This window comes from Frigoribacterium sp. PhB116 (assembly GCF_004364285.1).
Lineage (GTDB): Bacteria > Actinomycetota > Actinomycetes > Actinomycetales > Microbacteriaceae > Frigoribacterium.
Genome location: NZ_SOBE01000005.1, coordinates 141083 through 157939, shown reverse-complemented (window position 1 = coordinate 157939; position 16857 = coordinate 141083). Strand labels below are relative to the sequence as shown.

General features: G+C 64.2%; 18 protein-coding genes. 10 read left to right on the top strand and 8 right to left on the bottom strand.

All coding sequences use genetic code 11. The features are described from left to right. The first annotated feature begins 1 nt into the window (after position 1). The 7 genes from EDF20_RS14410 to lnt all read left to right on the top strand — a co-directional run bounded on the left by EDF20_RS14410 (position 2) and on the right by lnt (position 6456). Positions 2-1861: a cytochrome c oxidase assembly protein gene (locus tag EDF20_RS14410; protein WP_133739148.1), complete on the top strand. Its 1860-nt coding sequence runs from the start codon at positions 2-4 to the stop codon at positions 1859-1861. Beyond that, the gene (locus tag EDF20_RS14405; RefSeq protein WP_133739147.1) at positions 1858-2463 is read left to right on the top strand and encodes a TlpA disulfide reductase family protein; all 606 of its coding nucleotides are present in this window, start codon (positions 1858-1860) and stop codon (positions 2461-2463) included. The genes EDF20_RS14410 and EDF20_RS14405 overlap by 4 nt, the downstream gene beginning before the upstream one ends. Continuing rightward, positions 2460-3197 carry a cytochrome c biogenesis protein CcdA gene (locus tag EDF20_RS14400; protein WP_133739146.1) on the top strand — a complete coding sequence of 246 codons (738 nt, stop codon included), beginning with the start codon at positions 2460-2462 and terminating at the stop codon, positions 3195-3197. The genes EDF20_RS14405 and EDF20_RS14400 overlap by 4 nt, the downstream gene beginning before the upstream one ends. 14 nt (positions 3198-3211) lie before the next feature. Next, complete coding sequence (locus EDF20_RS14395) at positions 3212-3676, top strand: DUF3093 domain-containing protein (protein ID WP_133739145.1); 465 nt, start codon at positions 3212-3214, stop codon at positions 3674-3676. Position 3677: 1 nt separating this feature from the next. Continuing rightward, on the top strand, positions 3678-4625 hold the full coding sequence (locus EDF20_RS14390) for a cytochrome c oxidase assembly protein (RefSeq protein ID WP_133739144.1): 948 nt from the start codon (positions 3678-3680) through the stop codon (positions 4623-4625). Positions 4626-4693: 68 nt separating this feature from the next. Beyond that, entirely contained in the window at positions 4694-4894 is a 201-nt protein-coding gene (locus EDF20_RS14385; RefSeq protein WP_133739143.1) for a hypothetical protein, read from the top strand. Next, entirely contained in the window at positions 4891-6456 is a 1566-nt protein-coding gene (lnt, locus tag EDF20_RS14380; RefSeq protein WP_347876505.1) for an apolipoprotein N-acyltransferase, read from the top strand. The genes EDF20_RS14385 and lnt overlap by 4 nt, the downstream gene beginning before the upstream one ends. A gap of 80 nt (positions 6457-6536) precedes the next feature. Here lnt and EDF20_RS14375 read toward each other — a convergent pair whose 3' ends face one another. From EDF20_RS14375 to EDF20_RS14340, 8 genes are all read right to left on the bottom strand, one after another. After that, on the bottom strand, positions 6537-7220 hold the full coding sequence (locus EDF20_RS14375) for a DUF4396 domain-containing protein (RefSeq protein ID WP_166644839.1): 684 nt from the start codon (positions 7218-7220) through the stop codon (positions 6537-6539). 202 nt (positions 7221-7422) lie between these two features. Next, complete coding sequence (locus tag EDF20_RS14370) at positions 7423-8001, bottom strand: DUF305 domain-containing protein (protein WP_133739140.1); 579 nt, start codon at positions 7999-8001, stop codon at positions 7423-7425. 768 nt (positions 8002-8769) lie between these two features. Next, on the bottom strand, positions 8770-9258 hold the full coding sequence (locus tag EDF20_RS14365; RefSeq protein ID WP_166644838.1) for a signal peptidase II: 489 nt from the start codon (positions 9256-9258) through the stop codon (positions 8770-8772). A gap of 29 nt (positions 9259-9287) precedes the next feature. Next, positions 9288-9899 (bottom strand): cadmium resistance transporter, encoded by a 612-nt coding sequence (locus EDF20_RS14360; protein ID WP_133739138.1) that lies wholly within the window; start codon positions 9897-9899, stop codon positions 9288-9290. Continuing rightward, positions 9896-10228 carry a metalloregulator ArsR/SmtB family transcription factor gene (locus tag EDF20_RS14355; RefSeq protein WP_133739137.1) on the bottom strand — a complete coding sequence of 111 codons (333 nt, stop codon included), beginning with the start codon at positions 10226-10228 and terminating at the stop codon, positions 9896-9898. The genes EDF20_RS14360 and EDF20_RS14355 overlap by 4 nt, the downstream gene beginning before the upstream one ends. A gap of 109 nt (positions 10229-10337) precedes the next feature. Continuing rightward, positions 10338-12560, bottom strand: a complete 2223-nt coding sequence (locus EDF20_RS14350) for a heavy metal translocating P-type ATPase (RefSeq protein WP_133739136.1) — start codon at positions 12558-12560, stop codon at positions 10338-10340. Next, complete coding sequence (locus EDF20_RS16160) at positions 12557-12880, bottom strand: cation transporter (protein ID WP_133739135.1); 324 nt, start codon at positions 12878-12880, stop codon at positions 12557-12559. The genes EDF20_RS14350 and EDF20_RS16160 overlap by 4 nt, the downstream gene beginning before the upstream one ends. 24 nt (positions 12881-12904) lie before the next feature. Next, on the bottom strand, positions 12905-13195 hold the full coding sequence (locus EDF20_RS14340) for a metal-sensitive transcriptional regulator (RefSeq protein ID WP_133739134.1): 291 nt from the start codon (positions 13193-13195) through the stop codon (positions 12905-12907). Between the two features lie 190 nt (positions 13196-13385). Between EDF20_RS14340 and EDF20_RS14335 the strand changes: the two genes are divergently transcribed. The 3 genes from EDF20_RS14335 to EDF20_RS14325 all read left to right on the top strand — a co-directional run bounded on the left by EDF20_RS14335 (position 13386) and on the right by EDF20_RS14325 (position 16709). Then, positions 13386-15485, top strand: coding sequence for a heavy metal translocating P-type ATPase (locus EDF20_RS14335; protein WP_133739133.1), 2100 nt, complete (start codon positions 13386-13388; stop codon positions 15483-15485). 93 nt (positions 15486-15578) lie between these two features. After that, positions 15579-16040: a hypothetical protein gene (locus EDF20_RS14330; RefSeq protein WP_133739132.1), complete on the top strand. Its 462-nt coding sequence runs from the start codon at positions 15579-15581 to the stop codon at positions 16038-16040. 87 nt (positions 16041-16127) lie between these two features. Then, positions 16128-16709 (top strand): DUF305 domain-containing protein, encoded by a 582-nt coding sequence (locus EDF20_RS14325; RefSeq protein ID WP_056260071.1) that lies wholly within the window; start codon positions 16128-16130, stop codon positions 16707-16709. Positions 16710-16857 lie beyond the last annotated feature (148 nt).

Below are 16857 nucleotides of genomic sequence, written 5' to 3'. Positions count from 1 at the left end.
TGTGGCCGCGATTGCGGCCCTGGCGACCGTCGCGGTTTTGCTGGTGGCGGTGAAATCAAGCGAAATCGTGCTGATCGTGGACCCAGGAGAAATCGTCAGGTCTGGGTATGCGGTCAGCAAGACCATCAGCAACAGTGCGGCCGCGATCGCGTTGGGTACTGCGTTCCTCCTGGCCGCCGCCGTCCCCGTTCACGAGCCCTCACGGCGAAGCCTGTTCCGCCTGCTGCGCAGCTCAGCTGCTGTCTGGGCCATCGCGGGCTTCGTTGCCAGCGTGTTCACGTTCGCCAACATCAGCGGCGTTCCCCTTAACGAAGCAGGAACTGCCGCTTTCTGGTCGCAATTCTCCTTCTACAGCACCGGCATCGAGCTCGGCCAGGCGTGGACGACCACCATTGCCGCAGCAGTCCTCGTCACCGTGTGGGCGTCACTCACCCAATCCCCCGGACACGCAGCAGCCCTCGCGGGGGTGAGCGCCTTGGCCCTGATACCTCTGGCCCAGCAAGGGCATGCAGCGGGTTCGGCGTCCCACAACCTCGCGGTTGTGTCGATCCTGATGCACGTCCTATTCGCATCCACCTGGGTCGGCGGCCTCGTCGCCCTCGTCTGGCTCAGACGAACCCTCCCCGGCCACCTGTTCCCCGTCGTCCTCCGCCGCTACTCGGCAATCGCGTTCGCGGCCTTCGTCGCCGTGGCACTCTCGGGCCTCGTCAGTGCCACCATCCGCATCACCGACCCCGCAACGCTCACCACCACCTCCTACGGCCTCATCGTCCTCGGCAAGGTCGTTGTATTGGTCCTCGCCGGCATCCTCGCTGCCCTCTTCCGCACGTGGCTGCTGCCGCACATCCACACCGGCCGAACGCGTCTCTTCTGGGCTCTAGCTGCCGTGGAGGTCACGTTCATGGGTGTCGCGTCCGGTCTTGCCGGCGTCCTCGCCCGCACCGCGCCTCCTGGCGCTGAGCAAGAGATCTACGAGACGGGTCCAGTGACCGCGGCTGAATCCCTCACCGGGTCGGTCTTCCCTGCACCGCCGAGCTGGGTCACCGTGTTCCAAGGTCAACCAGATCCCTTCTGGCTCCTCCTCATCATCTTCTCCGCAGCGACCTACCTCCTCGCCACCCGTGCGCAACGCCGGGCCGGGACGCCCTGGCCGTGGCATCGCAGTGCGCCCTTCCTAGCGGGCCTGCTCGTCGTCCTGTGGGTGACGTGTGGTCCGCTGTCGATCTACGCCACGTACCTCCTCAGCTCCTACGTACTGACGATCGTGGCGCTTCTGCTCGCGGGGGCCTGCATCGCTCAGGGACGCCCGGGGCATCTTGCTCTAGCGACCCTCAGACTCAGAGAAGACGGGACGAGAGGCCCCCGAGAGTGGGCCACGTTCCTCCTTCGCCGGCCCCTGGGCCTGTTCGACGACAGCCCGCTCGGGGTCGGCCTGGTCGTGCTGGTGACCGTGGTGCTGGCCATGATCCCGGCGGGCATGCGCTGGGCGGTGACCGAGCCCCTCGGACGTGTCGTCGTCCTGACGGCTGTCGTTGTCGCTGGCGCCGTGCTGGGGTCCGCTCTCCGACGGGCACTGACCGGCCGCAGAGCTGGCGACATCGCCCTGATCGGCGGCCTCGCCGCGGGTGCTCTTGCGGGTACCGCGGTGACTCTTTTGGGGTCGACCGTGATGCTCGACTGGTTTAAGACGATGAACCCCGGCGGACACCCCGCCGCCGACGCCGATCAGCGCCTCGGGAGCGTCATCCTCCTCATCAGCGCCGCCACCACAGCTCTCACCGCGGCAGTCCTGGCCCTCCGTGCTCTCACCGGGCCCCGCGCCGCCACCCCGTCCCTTACTTCGGAGGACTCACATTCATGACACATCACACCATCCGAACCTTTGTCGCCGCCGCGCTGGTCGCCACGGTGGCCATCGTCACGTCGGGTTGCGGCTCGAGCGATTCTGTCGCGGAACAGTACGCGGACGGGTCCGCGAAGAACTACATCGGCGGCGACGGCACCGTGGTGGAGATCCCTCCGGCCAACAGGGGTGAACCGATCTCCTTCACCAGCACCACGGACCTCGGCGAACCGCTGGACTCAGCCGACTACGACGGCGACGTGATGGTGGTCAATTTCTGGTACGCCGCTTGTCCCCCGTGCCGAGCCGAAGCACCCGATCTTGAAGCGTTGCACCAGCAGTACCAGGACCAAGACGTCTCCTTCATCGGAGTGAACATCCGCGATCAAGCGGACACCGCGGTTGCTTTTGCCAAGCGGTTCGACATCACCTACCCGTCCGTTATCGACGCGAACGACGGCGCCGTGCAGCTGGCCTTCGCCGGCCAGGTGTCCCCGAACGCCGTTCCCACCACGATCGTCGTCGACCGAGAGGGCCGGGCAGCCGCCCGGATTACCGGCCGAGCCGAGAAATCCATCCTCAACTCCCTCATCACCACCGTCCTCGACGAGACCCCGTGAACCTCGCCGACACCGTCTTCGACGGCCAGCTCCTCCTTGCCGTCCCGATCGCCCTCCTGGCCGGGCTGGTCTCTTTCGTGAGCCCCTGCGTTCTGCCCCTGGTCCCTGGCTACCTCGGCTACGTCGGGGGGCTCGCCGACCCCACCGCGAAGACAGGTAAAAGACGGCTCCTGATCGGAGTGGGCCTGTTTGTGGCGGGGTTCGCTGCAGTGTTCATCGCCTACGGGGCCCTGTTTGGGGCGCTGAGTGTGTGGCTGATCCAGTGGCAGGGCCTCGTCACCCGCATCCTCGGAATCGTCGTGATCCTGATGGGGCTGGTGTTCATCGGACAGGTCAGCTTCCTGCAACGCTCCTTGACTCCGCGGTGGCGGCCAGTAACCGGCCTTGCCGGCGCACCGCTTCTCGGAGTCGTCTTCGGCTTGGGATGGACCCCGTGTTTCGGGCCGACCCTTGCCGCGATCTCGGCTCTCAGCCTCAGCAGTGGCTCCGCAGGACGCGGGGCCCTCCTCGGGTTGGCGTACTGCTTAGGTCTCGGGTTGCCCTTCGTGCTGGTCGCCCTGGGCCTGTCCTGGGTGACCGGATCTGTGGCGTTCGTCAAACGCCACATCCGGACCATCAACCTCGCCGGCGGCGCCGTCCTCATCGCCGTCGGCATCGCCATGGCCACCGGCATCTGGACCGCCCTGGTCTACCAGCTCCAAGGCCTCATCAACGGCTTCGTCCTGCCCCTCTGACCGACCAGGAACCCATGACTTCCCTTCCTCTGCACCGCGAACGACTCACCCCCTCGCCGGCGTTTTACCTCGCGATCGTGCTGGTGATCCCCGCCACCTTCTTGGTATTCCTCCCCATCAACATCACCGCCGGAATCATCGTCGCGGCCGTCCTCTACCTCGGCTCTGTCGCCGCCTTCATCGGCACCTCGCCCGTCGTCCAGGTCACCCCAGATGGGTTCTTCGCCGGCGCCGCCCGCCTCACACCCGACGAGATCGGGACAGTCACCACCTACACCGGCGGAGACGCCACACAACAACGCGGGCCCCGCTTGGACGCCCGGGCGTGGACGCTATTCCGGGGATGGGTGCATCCGGTGGTGAAGATCGAGCTTCTCGACGAGACAGACCCGGCACCGTACTGGCTCGTATCCACCCGGCACCCCGACGAACTCGCAGCAGCCCTGGCCACGGTGACCCGCTCGAACGAGGGCGCCTGAGATGCCGGCACTTGACCTCGCCGTTCTGCTGGGCTGGGCCCAGGGACCAGTGTCCCCCGTCGCGATCGGCGCCACCCTGTTGGCAGCCGGCTACGTGCTCCTGTTTCGCCGGGCGCGACGCCGAGACCGGGCCCTTGCTCCTGGCCGGCGTGGCCCTGGTGTCGGACAGGCAGCGGTGTTCGTTCTGGGTTGCGTACTCATCGTCCTGGTCACCGCAACGGGGGTGCAGACCTACAGCCTGGAACTGTTCTCGGCGTTCATGTTCCAGCAGCTGACGCTGCTGATGATCGTGCCGCCGCTGCTCATCCTCGGACGACCAGGAACGGTGCTCCTGCGCGGCCTGCCCCGGCACGGCGTAGGACTTGTCGCACTTCGGGCAGCTGTCGGGTCGCTCAGATCGAGCTTCGCCCGTGCAGTCGTGAACCCGATCGCCGTGTTCCCTCTGCTGCTGGTTCCGCTGTTCGGGCTCTACCTGACCGGCGCCATCGACGCGCTCCTCGCCACGGAAGTGGGACGAGCGGCCCTGCAAATCGGCTTCGTCGCTGTGGGCGTGGTGATCATGGTTCCCCTGGTGTCCACAGACCCGCTGCCTCGACAGACGTCCTACGTCATTCGGGTCTTCGACGCGTTCCTCGAGATGCAGATCCACGCCGCCTTCGGCCTCACCCTCATCTTCAGCAGCAGCCCCCTCGTTGCAGCGTTCAGCTCCCCTTCCCCCAGCCTTGGCATTGATGCCCTCCGCGATCAGCAGCTCGCCGGTGCCCTGGTGTGGACGTACGGGGAACTCCCCGTCGTGGCGATCCTTCTCGTCAGCCTTGCCCGCTGGCAGCGCCAGGACACCCGAAAAGCCGCACGAGCGGCGAGACGGGCCGACGTCGAGGGCGACACCGAGCTCGACGACTACAACGCCTACCTCAGGACTATCAACCGTGGTGGCCGAGATGACTAGAACGCTTCCGCCACCGGCAAGGGCCCTGTGCCTCCCTCATCCAACCGTCACAACGAAGGACGCCACTCATGCCTGAATCGTTCTGGGGCTCAGCTATCTTCTCCGTCGTCCCGAGCCTGGTGGTGGGGCTCATCTTCTGGTTCGTTGTCCGGGCACTCGTGCGCGCCGACCGCAACGAACGGCAGGCCTACGCAGCGATCGACAAAGAAGAACGCGAGCGGGCCGCGCAGCGACGTGGCGACGCGCCAGAAAACCCCGACGGCACATGAGGCCGCCAGTCGAGGTATCGACGGCTCCCGCGGTCATGCCGTTGCCTGCTGCTTTCGCGGCCGCGGCGGCAGGTGGAGCCGTTCTTGATGGCGCCTTTCCCGACAAGAACTGGTGGCCTCTAGCCTTCCTGGGGATCGGGTTGATCCTGGCGGCCCTACCCGGACGACGCGCAGGGGCAGCGTTCTCTGTCGGGCTTGTCGCAGGCGTTTCGTTCTACGGCTTCCACATTCAGTGGGTAGCGCTCTTCCTCGGGCCCGTCCCGATCACCGCGCTAGTTCTCTTGCAGGCATTGCTGTTCGCTGCGGGATGCACGGCAATCACCCTGGCGTATCGATGGCTCCCCCAACTGTGGCCAGGCCCGTGGGGAGCCTGCCTCGGAGTCCCTGCCGTGGTGGCGGCGGTGTGGTGTGCCCGTGAGGAGGTATCGAGCACCTGGCCGTACGGCGGGTTCTCCTGGGGTCGGGCCGCGATGTCACAATCCACCAGCCCTCTCCGAGAGTCCTTCGCGTGGCTAGGGATATCTGGTGTCGGGTTCGTCATGGTCCTCGTTGTCGCGATGATTCTGCAGATCGTCAGCACCAGAACGCTGCGACACCCCGGCCAATGGATCGCACCGGTGGCCGCGGCCGCCATGCTCGTGGGTCTGCCGGCGTGGCCCCTCGCGCAGACAGGGACAATGCGGGTGGGCGCTGTACAAGGGAATGGCCCAGCGGGCTACTTCGACGACAGCAACCCCGGGGACCTCACCCAGGCCCAAGTAGACGCCACCACGCCCCTTCTCGATGAACGTCTCGATGCTGTTCTCTGGCCCGAAGGCGCCACGGACCGAAGCCCCCTCGATGACAACGACACGGCTGCAACATTCGATGCGATCGCCCAGGCAACCGCTGCGCCCCTGATCGGATGGGCCATCACGGAACGTGACGGAAAGACCTACAACACGGAGATCCAATGGGAGCCAGGCGCCGGCCCTGTCGACTTCTACGACAAGAAGCACCCCGTCCCGTTCGGGGAGTATGTCCCCGACCGGGCGTTCTGGCGATCCCTGGCACCTGACCTGGTCGACATGGTCGCTCGCGACTACACCCCAGGGACAACCGACCCCATCTTCGACATCTCTGGAGTTCCCGTAGGCATAAGCATCTGCTTCGACATCGTCGACGACGACGTACTCCGCCAGTCCGTCACCGAAGGGGCCCAGGTGCTGTTCTCGTCGTCCAACAACGCCGACTTCGGACGCTCCGACCAAAGCGCCCAGCAACTCGCTATCGCCCAGATCCGTGCCATCGAACTGGGGCGAAGCGTCGTCAACATCTCCACCGTGGGGCGCAGCGCGGTGATCGCTCCCGACGGGTCAATCTCGAAGGAGTTGCCGTGGCACGCTCCTGGCGCCCTCATCGCTGATGTGCCGCTTGCAAACTCGGTAACACCCGCCGCACGCTGGGGTGGAGAAATCGAAACGGCTCTTGCCGTTCTGGGCTTTGGGTCACTTATCGGCGCGTTTCTCGTGCTCCATAGACCGCGCTTAACCTCGCGGAGCTGCCACAGAAAGGTGCCCTAAACACACCAAGGTGTCTATCCGTGAGCAACGGTTGCGTTTCCTGTGACAGCTCCTGGTGGGGCGTCAGTTCCGTCCCAGAGTTATGAGGTGGCTGCCGCCCGTCGACGGAGGAGCGCTTTGACCATTGGGTAGGCGGTGACAAGTCCGAGGATCAAACCGACCTGCATGAGGAAAAAGAACCGGACGTCGGTCGGAGAAGGCATGAAGTTTCCGAAGTGCATGAAAAGCATCCATCCCCCCATTCCGATGTCGAATGCCAAAACGGTGAGGGTGGCGGTGATGACCATGACGCCGATGTTTCTCTTCCCGGCTCCTCCGGAAGCACTGGAGCTAACGGCGTATTCGAAAACGAAGAGGAGGCCGATCGCTAGGGCGGCGATGACGATGATGAGCACCCAGAGGTTGGAGCCGGCAATGGTGAGGCCGCTAGCGACCACAAGTGGCACGCCAATGAAGTGACCGACAGTTGCTGCTGCTCCCCCAGGTGCGCTACCTGCAATCGTCTGTGCGGCCTCTTGGTCATCGCTCGGCCCTGAGTTCGGCCGCGCAGGGTTGGTCGTACCCCATCGGTTATAGGCCCAGATTGCAACTGGGCCCAAGAACAGAGCAGCTACCGGCCAGACGACGTTCATGGCTAGGTCTTGCTTTCGCTGGTGGCGCCCTCGGGTGATGATCTGCAGCAGCACAACGGCTGCGCTGATCACCCCGAGGCCAACGAAGAACCAGGAAACGGGTGTCACCCAGGCGGGGAAAAGGGGATCCATAGAGGACATGTCACCATTCATGACTAAAGGTCTTTCTGTAAAGGGGTGAGAATTAGGGGTGCCTCAAAGATCACGCGCCAAGGCACGGCCAAATGAGGGCTTCGTCAAACCGGAACAAGGTCAACGAACCGCTTCTCGGAGGCTCGTAAGCCACCTATGCGGTCGCAATGTGAGTCGCCTAGTGCGCCGTTTTTTGCCGGCTTTAACGAGAGCTGAGGAGGGCATCCATCTGATCGATCTGTGCCGTCTGGGTCTCGACGATGTTCTTCGCCATCTCGACTGCGTCCGGGTTCTCCCCGCCGTCGACTTCCTGCTGCGCCATGTCCACGGCGCCCTTGTGGTGCTCGGTCATCTGCTCCAGGAACAGCCGTGACGCCTCAGCACCCTCGGCGTCGTCCAGAGCCGTCATGTCGGATTCGCTCATCATGCCGTCCATGGAGTGATCCATCGACGCGGACGTGTCCTGACCCCAGTCATCCAGCCACGTGGTGAGCTGGTCGATCTCGGGGCCTTGCTCGTCCTTGATCGTTTCCGCCAAAGCGAGAACGTCGGAGTCGACGCTGTCGCCCTTGGCGATGAACATGTCGCTCATCTCCACGGCCTGCTCGTGGTGCGGGAGCATCATCTGGGCGAACATGACGTCCTGGTCGTTGAAGACAGCTGACTCCGACGACGAAGAGCTATCGGAGGAAGTGTTGCCGGCAGTGTCGGCGCAACCAGCCAGAGTGAGGGTGGCGACGATGGCCGTGGCGCTGATGAGCAGAGTTTTGGTGCGGTTCATAGTTGTCCCTTGGGGTGAGAAAAGTGACGACGCGGTGACGCGATCGCGGGTCTCATGCGGGGAGCGATCCCCAAGGGTCGTTTAGATGCGGAGAATGTTCAGCTGTGTCAAGTCTGGTGTCAGACGTGGAAGCGTGAAGGACGGGGCAATCGGGCGTGTGTTGAGGGTCTTGGAGAGGGTGAACAACGCACGTGTCTGACGTCGCCAGGTTGCTGACCAAGCGAACAGGACGAGGACCACGAGGCAGGCCATGCCCATGATTGCGCAGAGCATCGCGCAGTCGTCCTGCATCGCAGAGGAAGCGACGGGGGCAGCTTCTGCATAGGCAGTATGCGCGCTCTCGGTCTCGGTGTGATGGCTGGCCATGGAAGGAGGGCACCCCTCGGCAGGGCCCGCGAGCGTATGCATCAGTAATGCGCTACCGATAAGCACAAGAATCAAGAGGACAGCCATGCCCAAACGCCCAAGGCCCAGCGGGGATCGGGCGTGGACGGCGGGCATGCGATCTCCTGAGGTTAGTTCGTTCGGGAGTTTACAAGTCGTGTGCTTCCTGCTTCGGGAAACCTGGAAGCGTTGAAACTCTTGGTGGCAGTCTCCGAGGTTCGCCCTGGCCCTGGCAGCATTTGGCACCTGGCACAAGGGGAGGTACCTGATCGGTACAGCGACGCCTGGATGCCAAGGCTGACGCATAGGTGCGACCACACCTCGCCTGGCGACTCGTGCTGCTCTTCGCGCATTGCACATGGTCGGCGTGTGCTCGCCTGCCTCTTAGACCGTCGGAGGTGTGCCAGACGCTCGATGAGAGGTGGGCTTTGAACCGGACGCCACGGATACAACCGCGAAGCTGATGAGACCGACTGTGGTGAAGATGTCGGCGACATTGAAGATGGCAAACCAGTCGATCGCGATGAAGTCGACGACCTCACCAGACAAGGGGCCTTTGTCCGCTCGCGAGATGCGGTCCCAAACGTTGCCCATGGCTCCGCCGAGAACGACCGCGAGAAGGAACGTCGCAAACGTCCCACTTTCCTTCAGCGCCCGAACAAGGACCCAGGCGGCGAGGGCCGCAACGATCACGATGATGCCAACGGTCAGGGCTGGGCCGAACTCGCCCCCGAGACCAAACGCGACACCGGGGTTGAACACGAGTCGGAGACTTGCGCCGAGTCCTAAATGGATTTGACGCTCTGCGCCGAGATACGACAGCGCCCACGCCTTCGACACCTGATCAAGAACGAACGCAGCCGCACTGATCACGACTGCACCAATGACCCGCCCTCCGGCCGTCACGACAGGGCCTCGACGAGCCGGATGAGCACGCCGGACTCGATCAGGATGTAGAGCCCGAGGCCAATGAACACTGCGGGCACGAGCCAGTGCTCGACTCTTTCGAGCAGCTCACTGACGGTTTTGCTCGTTCCGATGAAGCGAGCGATGAGGCACCACACCGCCACCAGGACAAGGAACACGATGATTGTGACGACGGTGTCCTGCACGGGGTTTGTCCGGAACACGGGCGTGTAGAGCGAGATGTTGTCGGCACCGTTGGCGATTGTGATGCCGGCAACTCCGAGGAGACCAACTGCGGAAATCGCGTCGTCATCGTCGTCGTCGTCATCGCCTCGGCGCCGAAGGGTGCGAACGAGACCGTAGATGCCGATGGCGAGTGGAATGAGGCCTAGGAAGCCGACCCATTTATCCGGCACGATGGTGAGCCCGGCCGCGGCCACCACGCTGATGGCGACGAGGGTCACGAACCCGGCGTATTGGCCGGCAACGACCTTCCACCCGGGCAGAGCGCCTCGTGCCGAGGCAACGAAGAGAACGGTCAGGACGACGAGGTCGTCGATGTTGGTGGCCGCGAAGAGACCGACCGCGGCGACGATGGTGCCGATCATCGGGTCTGACTTCCGTAAGTCGTGCACAAGTCGACCTTGTGCCCGGTAGAGGCAAGGAGCTGCTCGGCGGATTCGAGGACGTCGAGGACTTCCGGTGTGGCCACTGAGTAGAAGTTCTGCCGCCCCTCGGCGCGAGCGGTGACAAGGCCACAGTCTCGAAGGCAGGCAACATGCTCAGAAACAGTGGACTGGGCTAAACCGAGTTCGTCAGTGAGATCCCGGACACGCGCTTCGCTCTGGCTGAGTCGGCGCAGGATGAGCAGACGGCTCGGGTCTGCCAGCGAATGGAACAGCGAGACCGCTGCAGCTAGTTCTTCTATGATCGGCACAAGCCGATGATATCCCTTGCCGTCGATGTGCTTTTACTGTCTCGATAGACGACCGTCTAATGGAATAGCTGTCCGGACCCCTTAGCCCATTCGGGGACTCGTGTTTGGTTCAGGAGAAGCGCCGGAGGCGGAGGCTGTTGGTCACGACGAAGACGGAGGAGAGAGCCATCGCAGCGCCTGCAAGTACTGGGTTCAGAAGCCCGAACATTGCGACAGGGAGCGCAGCCACGTTGTAGGCGAAGGCCCAGAACAGATTGCCCTTGATCGTGCGGAGCGTCGCCCGCGACAGACGGACCGCGTCAACGACGACCATGAGGTTGCCGCTGACGATGGTGAGGTCGCTGGCGGCGATTGCCGCATCGGTTCCGGCGCCCATGGCGATGCCAAGATCGGCCGCAGCGAGGGCTGCTGAGTCGTTGATGCCGTCGCCGACCATGGCTACTGTGCGGCCATCAGCTTGCAGGTCGCGGATCGTCTCGAGCTTCCCCTGAGGAGTCACTCCGGAGAAAACGAGGTCGATACCCAGCTGAGAGGCGACGTGGCGTGCGGCGCCGTTGTTATCACCGGTAAGGAGGACCGGCGTCATGCCCTGGGCGCGAAAGCTCTTCAGTGCTTCTGGGGCCTCTGCCTTGATGGTGTCGCCAACTGTGATGACTCCGCGGGCAAGACCGTCCCAGGCGACAGTGATGGCTGTATTGCCAACCGACTCAGCGCTGCGGGTCGCTTCGATGAGATCTTGGGGAATGGCGATGGACCAGGTGGAGGTCAACCACGAGGACTTGCCGACGAGCACCCGTGTGCCGTCGATTGTCGCTTGGACGCCGGCGCCGGCATAGGAAGTGAAGTCCTCCGTCACCCCAACCCCATGGGCGGGCGTTGCCGCAGAGGCGATCGCACGGGCCACTGGGTGCTCTGATCCTGCTTCTGCGGCCGCGGCGAATCTGAGCAAGTCGTCGGCGTCCGCGCCAGGGGTCGGGATGACATCACGAATGGCCATATTTCCCGTGGTGAGGGTGCCGGTTTTGTCGAGCACGATGGTGTCCACGGTGCGGGTTCGTTCGAGAACTTGCGGACCCTTGATGAGGATGCCGAGTTGGGAGCCGCGCCCGGTGCCCACGAGTAGTGCCGTGGGCGTGGCCAGCCCAAGAGCGCAGGGACAGGCGATGATCAGTGTCGCCACCGCCGCGGTAAAGGCAACTTCGACGGAACTGTTAAAGACCAGCCAAGCCAGGAATGTGGCGATTGCCAGCACAATCACGACCGGTACGAAAACGCCTGAGACCCGGTCAGCAAGGCGCTGCACCTGGGCTTTGCCGGTTTGGGCTTCTTCCACCATTTTTGCCAGGCGGGCAAGCTCGGTGTCCGCGCCCACTCTGGTGATCTCGACGACGAGCCGGCCAGTGACATTGAGCGTCGCACCAGCCACGCGGTCCCCAACTCCGATCTCTAGTGGGACGGATTCTCCGGTGAGCATGCTCAGGTCTAGGGCTGAGGCGCCCTCTCGGACCAGCCCGTCACTGGCGATCTTTTCTCCGGGACGAACGACGATTAGATCGCCCGGCACGAGGGATGCGGCAGGTACTCGCAGTTCGCTGCCCCCACGGAGCAGGGATGCGTCTTTGGCGCCAAGTTCAAGTAGAGCGCGAAGCGCTGCCCCCGATTGTCGCTTGGCGCGAGCCTCCATGTAGCGGCCCGCGAGGAGAAACACGGTGACCGCAACAGCAACCTCGAGGTAGAGGTCGGTGGCCCCGGGTTGTGTCGCGAGGAGCGTGAAGGACATGTGCATGCCCGGTTTGCCGGCGTCGCCGATGAAGAGAGCGTAGAGGGACCAGGTGAACGCTGCGAGCACTCCAATGCTGATCAGGGTGTCCATTGTGGCGGCCCCGTGTCGCGCATTGATCGCTGCGGCGCGGTGGAACGGCCACGCCCCCCAAACAGCGACCGGTGCGGCCAACGTCAGGGCTAGCCACTGCCAGTTTGTGAACTGGGCAGCGGGGATCATCGACAGCGCCACCACCGGCAGCGCCAGAACGGTCGAGATCATCAGACGGTGACGCAGGCCGTCGTCACTGCGGGTGGATGTGTTCTCGTTGGTCGTGCCCGATTCTTCGGGGGGAGCCGGGATGACAGCTCCGTATCCGGCCGCGTTCACGGTGGCGATCAGGGCGCTGCTGTCGACGTCGTCCTCGACCTGCACCTGTGCTTTCTCGGTGGCGTAGTTCACGGTCGCGCTCACGCCCGGCATCTTGTTGAGCTTGCGTTCGATCCGGTTGGCGCATGACGCACACGTCATACCGGTGATGTCGAGCTCGATGGCAGCCGGGGTGCTCATCGGGACACAACCTCGTATCCGGCTTCCTCGATGGCTGACTGAAGGGCAGCGTCAGAAACGTGCCCTTGAGTGCTGACTGACACCTTCGACGCTCCTCCCGCCACAAGCTCTACCGAGACCTTTGTGACCCCTGCAACGTCTTGGACCTCCTCAGTCACGCTGGAGACACAGTGTCCGCACGTCATGCCGCCAACAAGGATGACTCGTGACGCATCACTGTCAGCGGGCTTGGCAGCGACTTCACTGTCGCTCGTGGGGAGTGAACAGCACGAGCAGGAGCCGGCTGAGGTGAGGGGCAGCTCGGGGCGGTCAGTCGTCATGGTGTGTCGCTTTCTGATGAGGGGTCAAGAACGAACGAGCCGGGCAATGGCGTCGCTGGCTTCACGAATTTTTGCTGCCGCGACGTCTCCGCCCTCCGCCGCCGCTTGGGCGACGCAGTGCGCGAGGTGATCCTCAAGGAGGGTCAGGGCGACGCGCTCAAGGGCTTTGGTAGCTGCCGACACCTGAGTGAGGACGTCAATGCAGTACGTGTCCTCCTCGACCATGCGAGCGATCCCGCGCACCTGCCCCTCGGCCCGTCGAAGCCTCTTGACGAGGTCCGCTTTGTCATCGATGTAGCCGACATGGGTTGTCATGGAATCCCTCCGAAAACGTCTGCTGCCCAAAGCATACCCCCAGGGGGTATCTTGCTTGCTTCTGAGAATGCAGGCAGTGAAATGGGAATATACCCCAGGGGGGTATAGCGTTAGGCCTGGTAGCCGCCACGCGACTTCGCTTGGCGGCAGACAACGAGTGCTCAACTGTGAGCATCTAGGAGGCACGCTCATGGCGCAGTCCGGACACCAGCACGATCACGGCACTCTCGAGGCTGACGCCGCAGCCTCTGAGGAATCGGGGCACACCTCCAGTCATGACCACGGCTCAGGTCACGGTGGGCACGGCGACCATGTGGCGCAGTTCCGCCGACTGTTCTGGATCATGCTCGTCATCGCAGTCCCAGTCGTGGGGTTCTCGAGCATGTTCTCGATGCTCTTGGGCTATGGCCTCCCCGACGCAGGTTGGGTTCCCTGGGTCTCGCCGCTCCTGGGAGCCGTGATGTACGTGTGGGGCGGGAAGCCGTTCCTCGTCGGGGCAGTGTCGGAGCTGCGGGCACGGAAACCGGGGATGATGCTCCTCATCGGGTTGGCGATCACGGTGGCGTTCATCGCATCCCTTGGGGCAAGCCTGTCGCTTCTGGATGCGGCGCTCGATTTCTGGTGGGAGCTGGCGCTCCTGATCGTGATCATGCTCCTGGGTCACTGGGTCGAGATGCGCTCCCTTGCCCAGACCACGTCAGCCCTTGACTCTCTCGCCGCCCTCCTCCCCGACGAAGCCGAACGTGTCACTGGGGACACCACCGAAACCGTGCCGCCGGAATCTCTTGTCGTAGGGGATGTGATCGTCGTCCGTCCTGGGGGCCGAGTGCCCGCTGACGGGGTCATCACGGACGGATCGGCGAGCATGGATGAGTCGATGATCACCGGGGAATCTCGCCCCGTTCGCCGGGCGGCTGGCGACCAGGTCATCGCGGGAACCGTGGCCACCGATTCCGGTATCCGAGTCACCGTCGCCGCAGTCGGGCACGACACCGCCCTGGCCGGCATTCAACGCCTCGTCACAGACGCACAGAACTCTTCCTCCCGCGCGCAGAGGATCGCCGACACCGCGGCGGGCTGGTTGTTCTGGTTCGCCCTGGGTGCGGGAATCATCACCGCGATCGTGTGGAGCTTGGTGGGACAACCCGACGAGGCCGTCATTCGGACGATCACCGTGCTGGTGATCGCGTGCCCTCACGCGTTGGGATTGGCGATTCCCCTGGTCGTGTCGATCGCGACCGAGCGCGCCGCCCGGGGCGGGGTACTCGTCAAGGACCGCCTGGCGTTGGAGAGCATGCGGACCGTCAGCGTTGTCCTGTTCGACAAGACCGGCACCCTGACCCGAGGCACCCCGGCCGTGACCGCCATCGAACCTGTTGGCACGATGTCCGCGGACGAACTCCTCGCCCTCGCGGCGTCCGCGGAGAACGATTCCGAGCATCCCCTCGCGAAAGCGATCGTGACTGCCGCCCGCGAACGACACCTGGCCCTGGCGCCGGCAACTGACTTCACCTCATCCCCCGCGGTCGGTGTCAGCGCCACGGTGACCGGCCGGCACGTGCAGGTGGGTGGCCCTGCCCTGCTGACCCAGGAACACGGGACCGAACTTGAGATCGCGAACACGTGGCGGGAGGACGGTTCGATCATTCTGCACATCGTGATCGACGGGCATGTGGCGGGCGCGCTTGCGCTGGCTGATGAGGTGCGCCCGGAGTCCCGCGACGCGATCGACGCGCTAAAAGCGCTCGGTGTGGAGCCGGTGATGATCACCGGCGACGCCGACGCTGTCGCCTCGACCGTTGCCCGGGAGCTGGGCATCAGCCGGTACTTCGCCGGCGTCCGCCCCGAGGACAAATCCTCCAAGGTCAAACAGCTCCAGACGGAGGGTCACAAAGTGGCGATGGTGGGTGACGGGGTGAACGATGCCCCGGCCCTCGCGCAGGCCGACGTCGGGATTGCGATCGGTGCGGGAACAGACGTCGCCATTGCCTCCGCAGGGGTGATCCTGGCCTCGGATGACCCACGGTCGGTGCTGTCCGTCATCGAACTGTCCCGCAGCAGCTATCGGAAGATGACCCAGAACCTCTGGTGGGCTGCTGGCTACAACTTGCTCTCCGTGCCTCTCGCTGCCGGGGTGCTCGCCCCTGTCGGGTTCATCCTCCCCATGTCGATCGGCGCGCTCCTGATGTCGGTGTCCACGATCGTTGTCGCCCTCAATGCTCAACTGCTTCGACGCTTGGATCTCAGCCCCAAAGCGAGCGTCGAGACGGTCCTGCACCGCCACCGCTGACCGGCGTCTCACCTCAGCTCGCAACGCCCGGAACCCACTGGGTGCACTCGTCTTCGACTTGTACACTCTGACCGACTACACCAAAGGAGAGTCATGACCGGCCACCCGACGCGCATCCCTACGGGGTTGGGGCGTCTGGCGACTGCGGTGGTGCTGATTCTCCTTCTGGTCGGTAGTGCCCTGTTGATGCACACGCTCGCCGGTCACACCGGAACCCACACGGCCACCACAACCGCCAGTCACGAACACGACGCCGCAACAGCCCACGACACCACCGCGACCACCACGGCGTTCTCGGCTGCGCCTGCGGGCACAGGCGACGTCACCGTGGCGGGCGCTGATGATTGCGGCGGGCTCTGCGCGATGCTCTGCGCGATCATGGGCATGGCCTGCCTGATGGTGTTGATCGTGTCCACTTGGGCGCTCCTGCGACGCCGGGGAGCCCGCGCCTTGTTCATCCTGTCTAAGACCCTGGGCGAGATGCCGGCACTGCCGACAATCACCGTCCTGCGCCCTGCTCCGAATCTGGCGCAGCTCAGCATTCTCCGCGTCTAAACCTGCCCCTTGGGGACCAGCTCCCCGATACGAGACCCGCGGCCGTTCAGCGTGCCGCACACTTTCTCACCCCAAGGGACACACACCATGAACCGCACCAAAACTTTCTTCGTTGGCGCCACCGCCGTCATCGCCGCGCTGGCCCTCGCTGGCTGCGCCGACACTTCCACCTCCGACACGTCCTCGGGATCGTCCGCTGCCTCTGAGGCGGCGGTGTTCAACGACCAGGACGTCATGTTCGCCCAGATGATGCTGCCCCACCACGAGCAGGCCGTCGAGATGAGCGACACCCTCATCAGCAAGGGCGACACCGTCGACTCCGACGTCCTCGCGCTGGCAGAAACCATCAAGGACGAGCAGGGGCCTGAGATCGATCAGCTCACCACGTGGCTGGGTGACTGGGGTCAGGACACGTCTGCGTCGATGGATCACTCCATGGACGGCATGATGAGCGAATCCGACATGACCTCCCTCGAGGATGCCTCGGGCACGGAGGCGTCACGCCTGTTCTTGGAGCAGATGACCGAGCACCACAAGGGCGCCGTGGACATGGCGCAGCAGGAAGTCGACGGCGGGGAAAACCCCGACGCAGTCGAGATGGCGAAGAACATCGTCGAATCTCAGACGGCACAGATCGACCAGATGGACAGCCTTCTCAGCTCCCTCTGACCCTTCCACGGGGCGAGGCACCCAGCCGGTGCCTTGCCCCTGGGCGGTGCCCTGTGCCCGCGCACCCGTCGTACTTCTCACACCATCGAAAGCTTCCTGGTGCCCCAAAATCTTTCTGCCCCCGTGCCTCCTGCCGCCCTCACTCGCC

What these genes read in the sequence shown, in the direction of transcription:
- EDF20_RS16160 (WP_133739135.1), bottom strand. Translation starts at nt 12,880, where the DNA reads ATGACGACTGACCGCCCCGAGCTGCCCCTCACCTCAGCCGGCTCCTGC.
- lnt (WP_347876505.1), top strand. Translation starts at nt 4,891, where the DNA reads ATGAGGCCGCCAGTCGAGGTATCGACGGCTCCCGCGGTCATGCCGTTG.
- EDF20_RS14370 (WP_133739140.1), bottom strand. Translation starts at nt 8,001, where the DNA reads ATGAACCGCACCAAAACTCTGCTCATCAGCGCCACGGCCATCGTCGCC.
- EDF20_RS14340 (WP_133739134.1), bottom strand. Translation starts at nt 13,195, where the DNA reads ATGACAACCCATGTCGGCTACATCGATGACAAAGCGGACCTCGTCAAG.
- EDF20_RS14390 (WP_133739144.1), top strand. Translation starts at nt 3,678, where the DNA reads ATGCCGGCACTTGACCTCGCCGTTCTGCTGGGCTGGGCCCAGGGACCA.
- EDF20_RS14350 (WP_133739136.1), bottom strand. Translation starts at nt 12,560, where the DNA reads ATGAGCACCCCGGCTGCCATCGAGCTCGACATCACCGGTATGACGTGT.
- EDF20_RS14335 (WP_133739133.1), top strand. Translation starts at nt 13,386, where the DNA reads ATGGCGCAGTCCGGACACCAGCACGATCACGGCACTCTCGAGGCTGAC.
- EDF20_RS14360 (WP_133739138.1), bottom strand. Translation starts at nt 9,899, where the DNA reads ATGATCGGCACCATCGTCGCCGCGGTCGGTCTCTTCGCGGCCACCAAC.
- EDF20_RS14330 (WP_133739132.1), top strand. Translation starts at nt 15,579, where the DNA reads ATGACCGGCCACCCGACGCGCATCCCTACGGGGTTGGGGCGTCTGGCG.
- EDF20_RS14385 (WP_133739143.1), top strand. Translation starts at nt 4,694, where the DNA reads ATGCCTGAATCGTTCTGGGGCTCAGCTATCTTCTCCGTCGTCCCGAGC.
- EDF20_RS14375 (WP_166644839.1), bottom strand. Translation starts at nt 7,220, where the DNA reads ATGGATCCCCTTTTCCCCGCCTGGGTGACACCCGTTTCCTGGTTCTTC.
- EDF20_RS14395 (WP_133739145.1), top strand. Translation starts at nt 3,212, where the DNA reads ATGACTTCCCTTCCTCTGCACCGCGAACGACTCACCCCCTCGCCGGCG.
- EDF20_RS14325 (WP_056260071.1), top strand. Translation starts at nt 16,128, where the DNA reads ATGAACCGCACCAAAACTTTCTTCGTTGGCGCCACCGCCGTCATCGCC.
- EDF20_RS14405 (WP_133739147.1), top strand. Translation starts at nt 1,858, where the DNA reads ATGACACATCACACCATCCGAACCTTTGTCGCCGCCGCGCTGGTCGCC.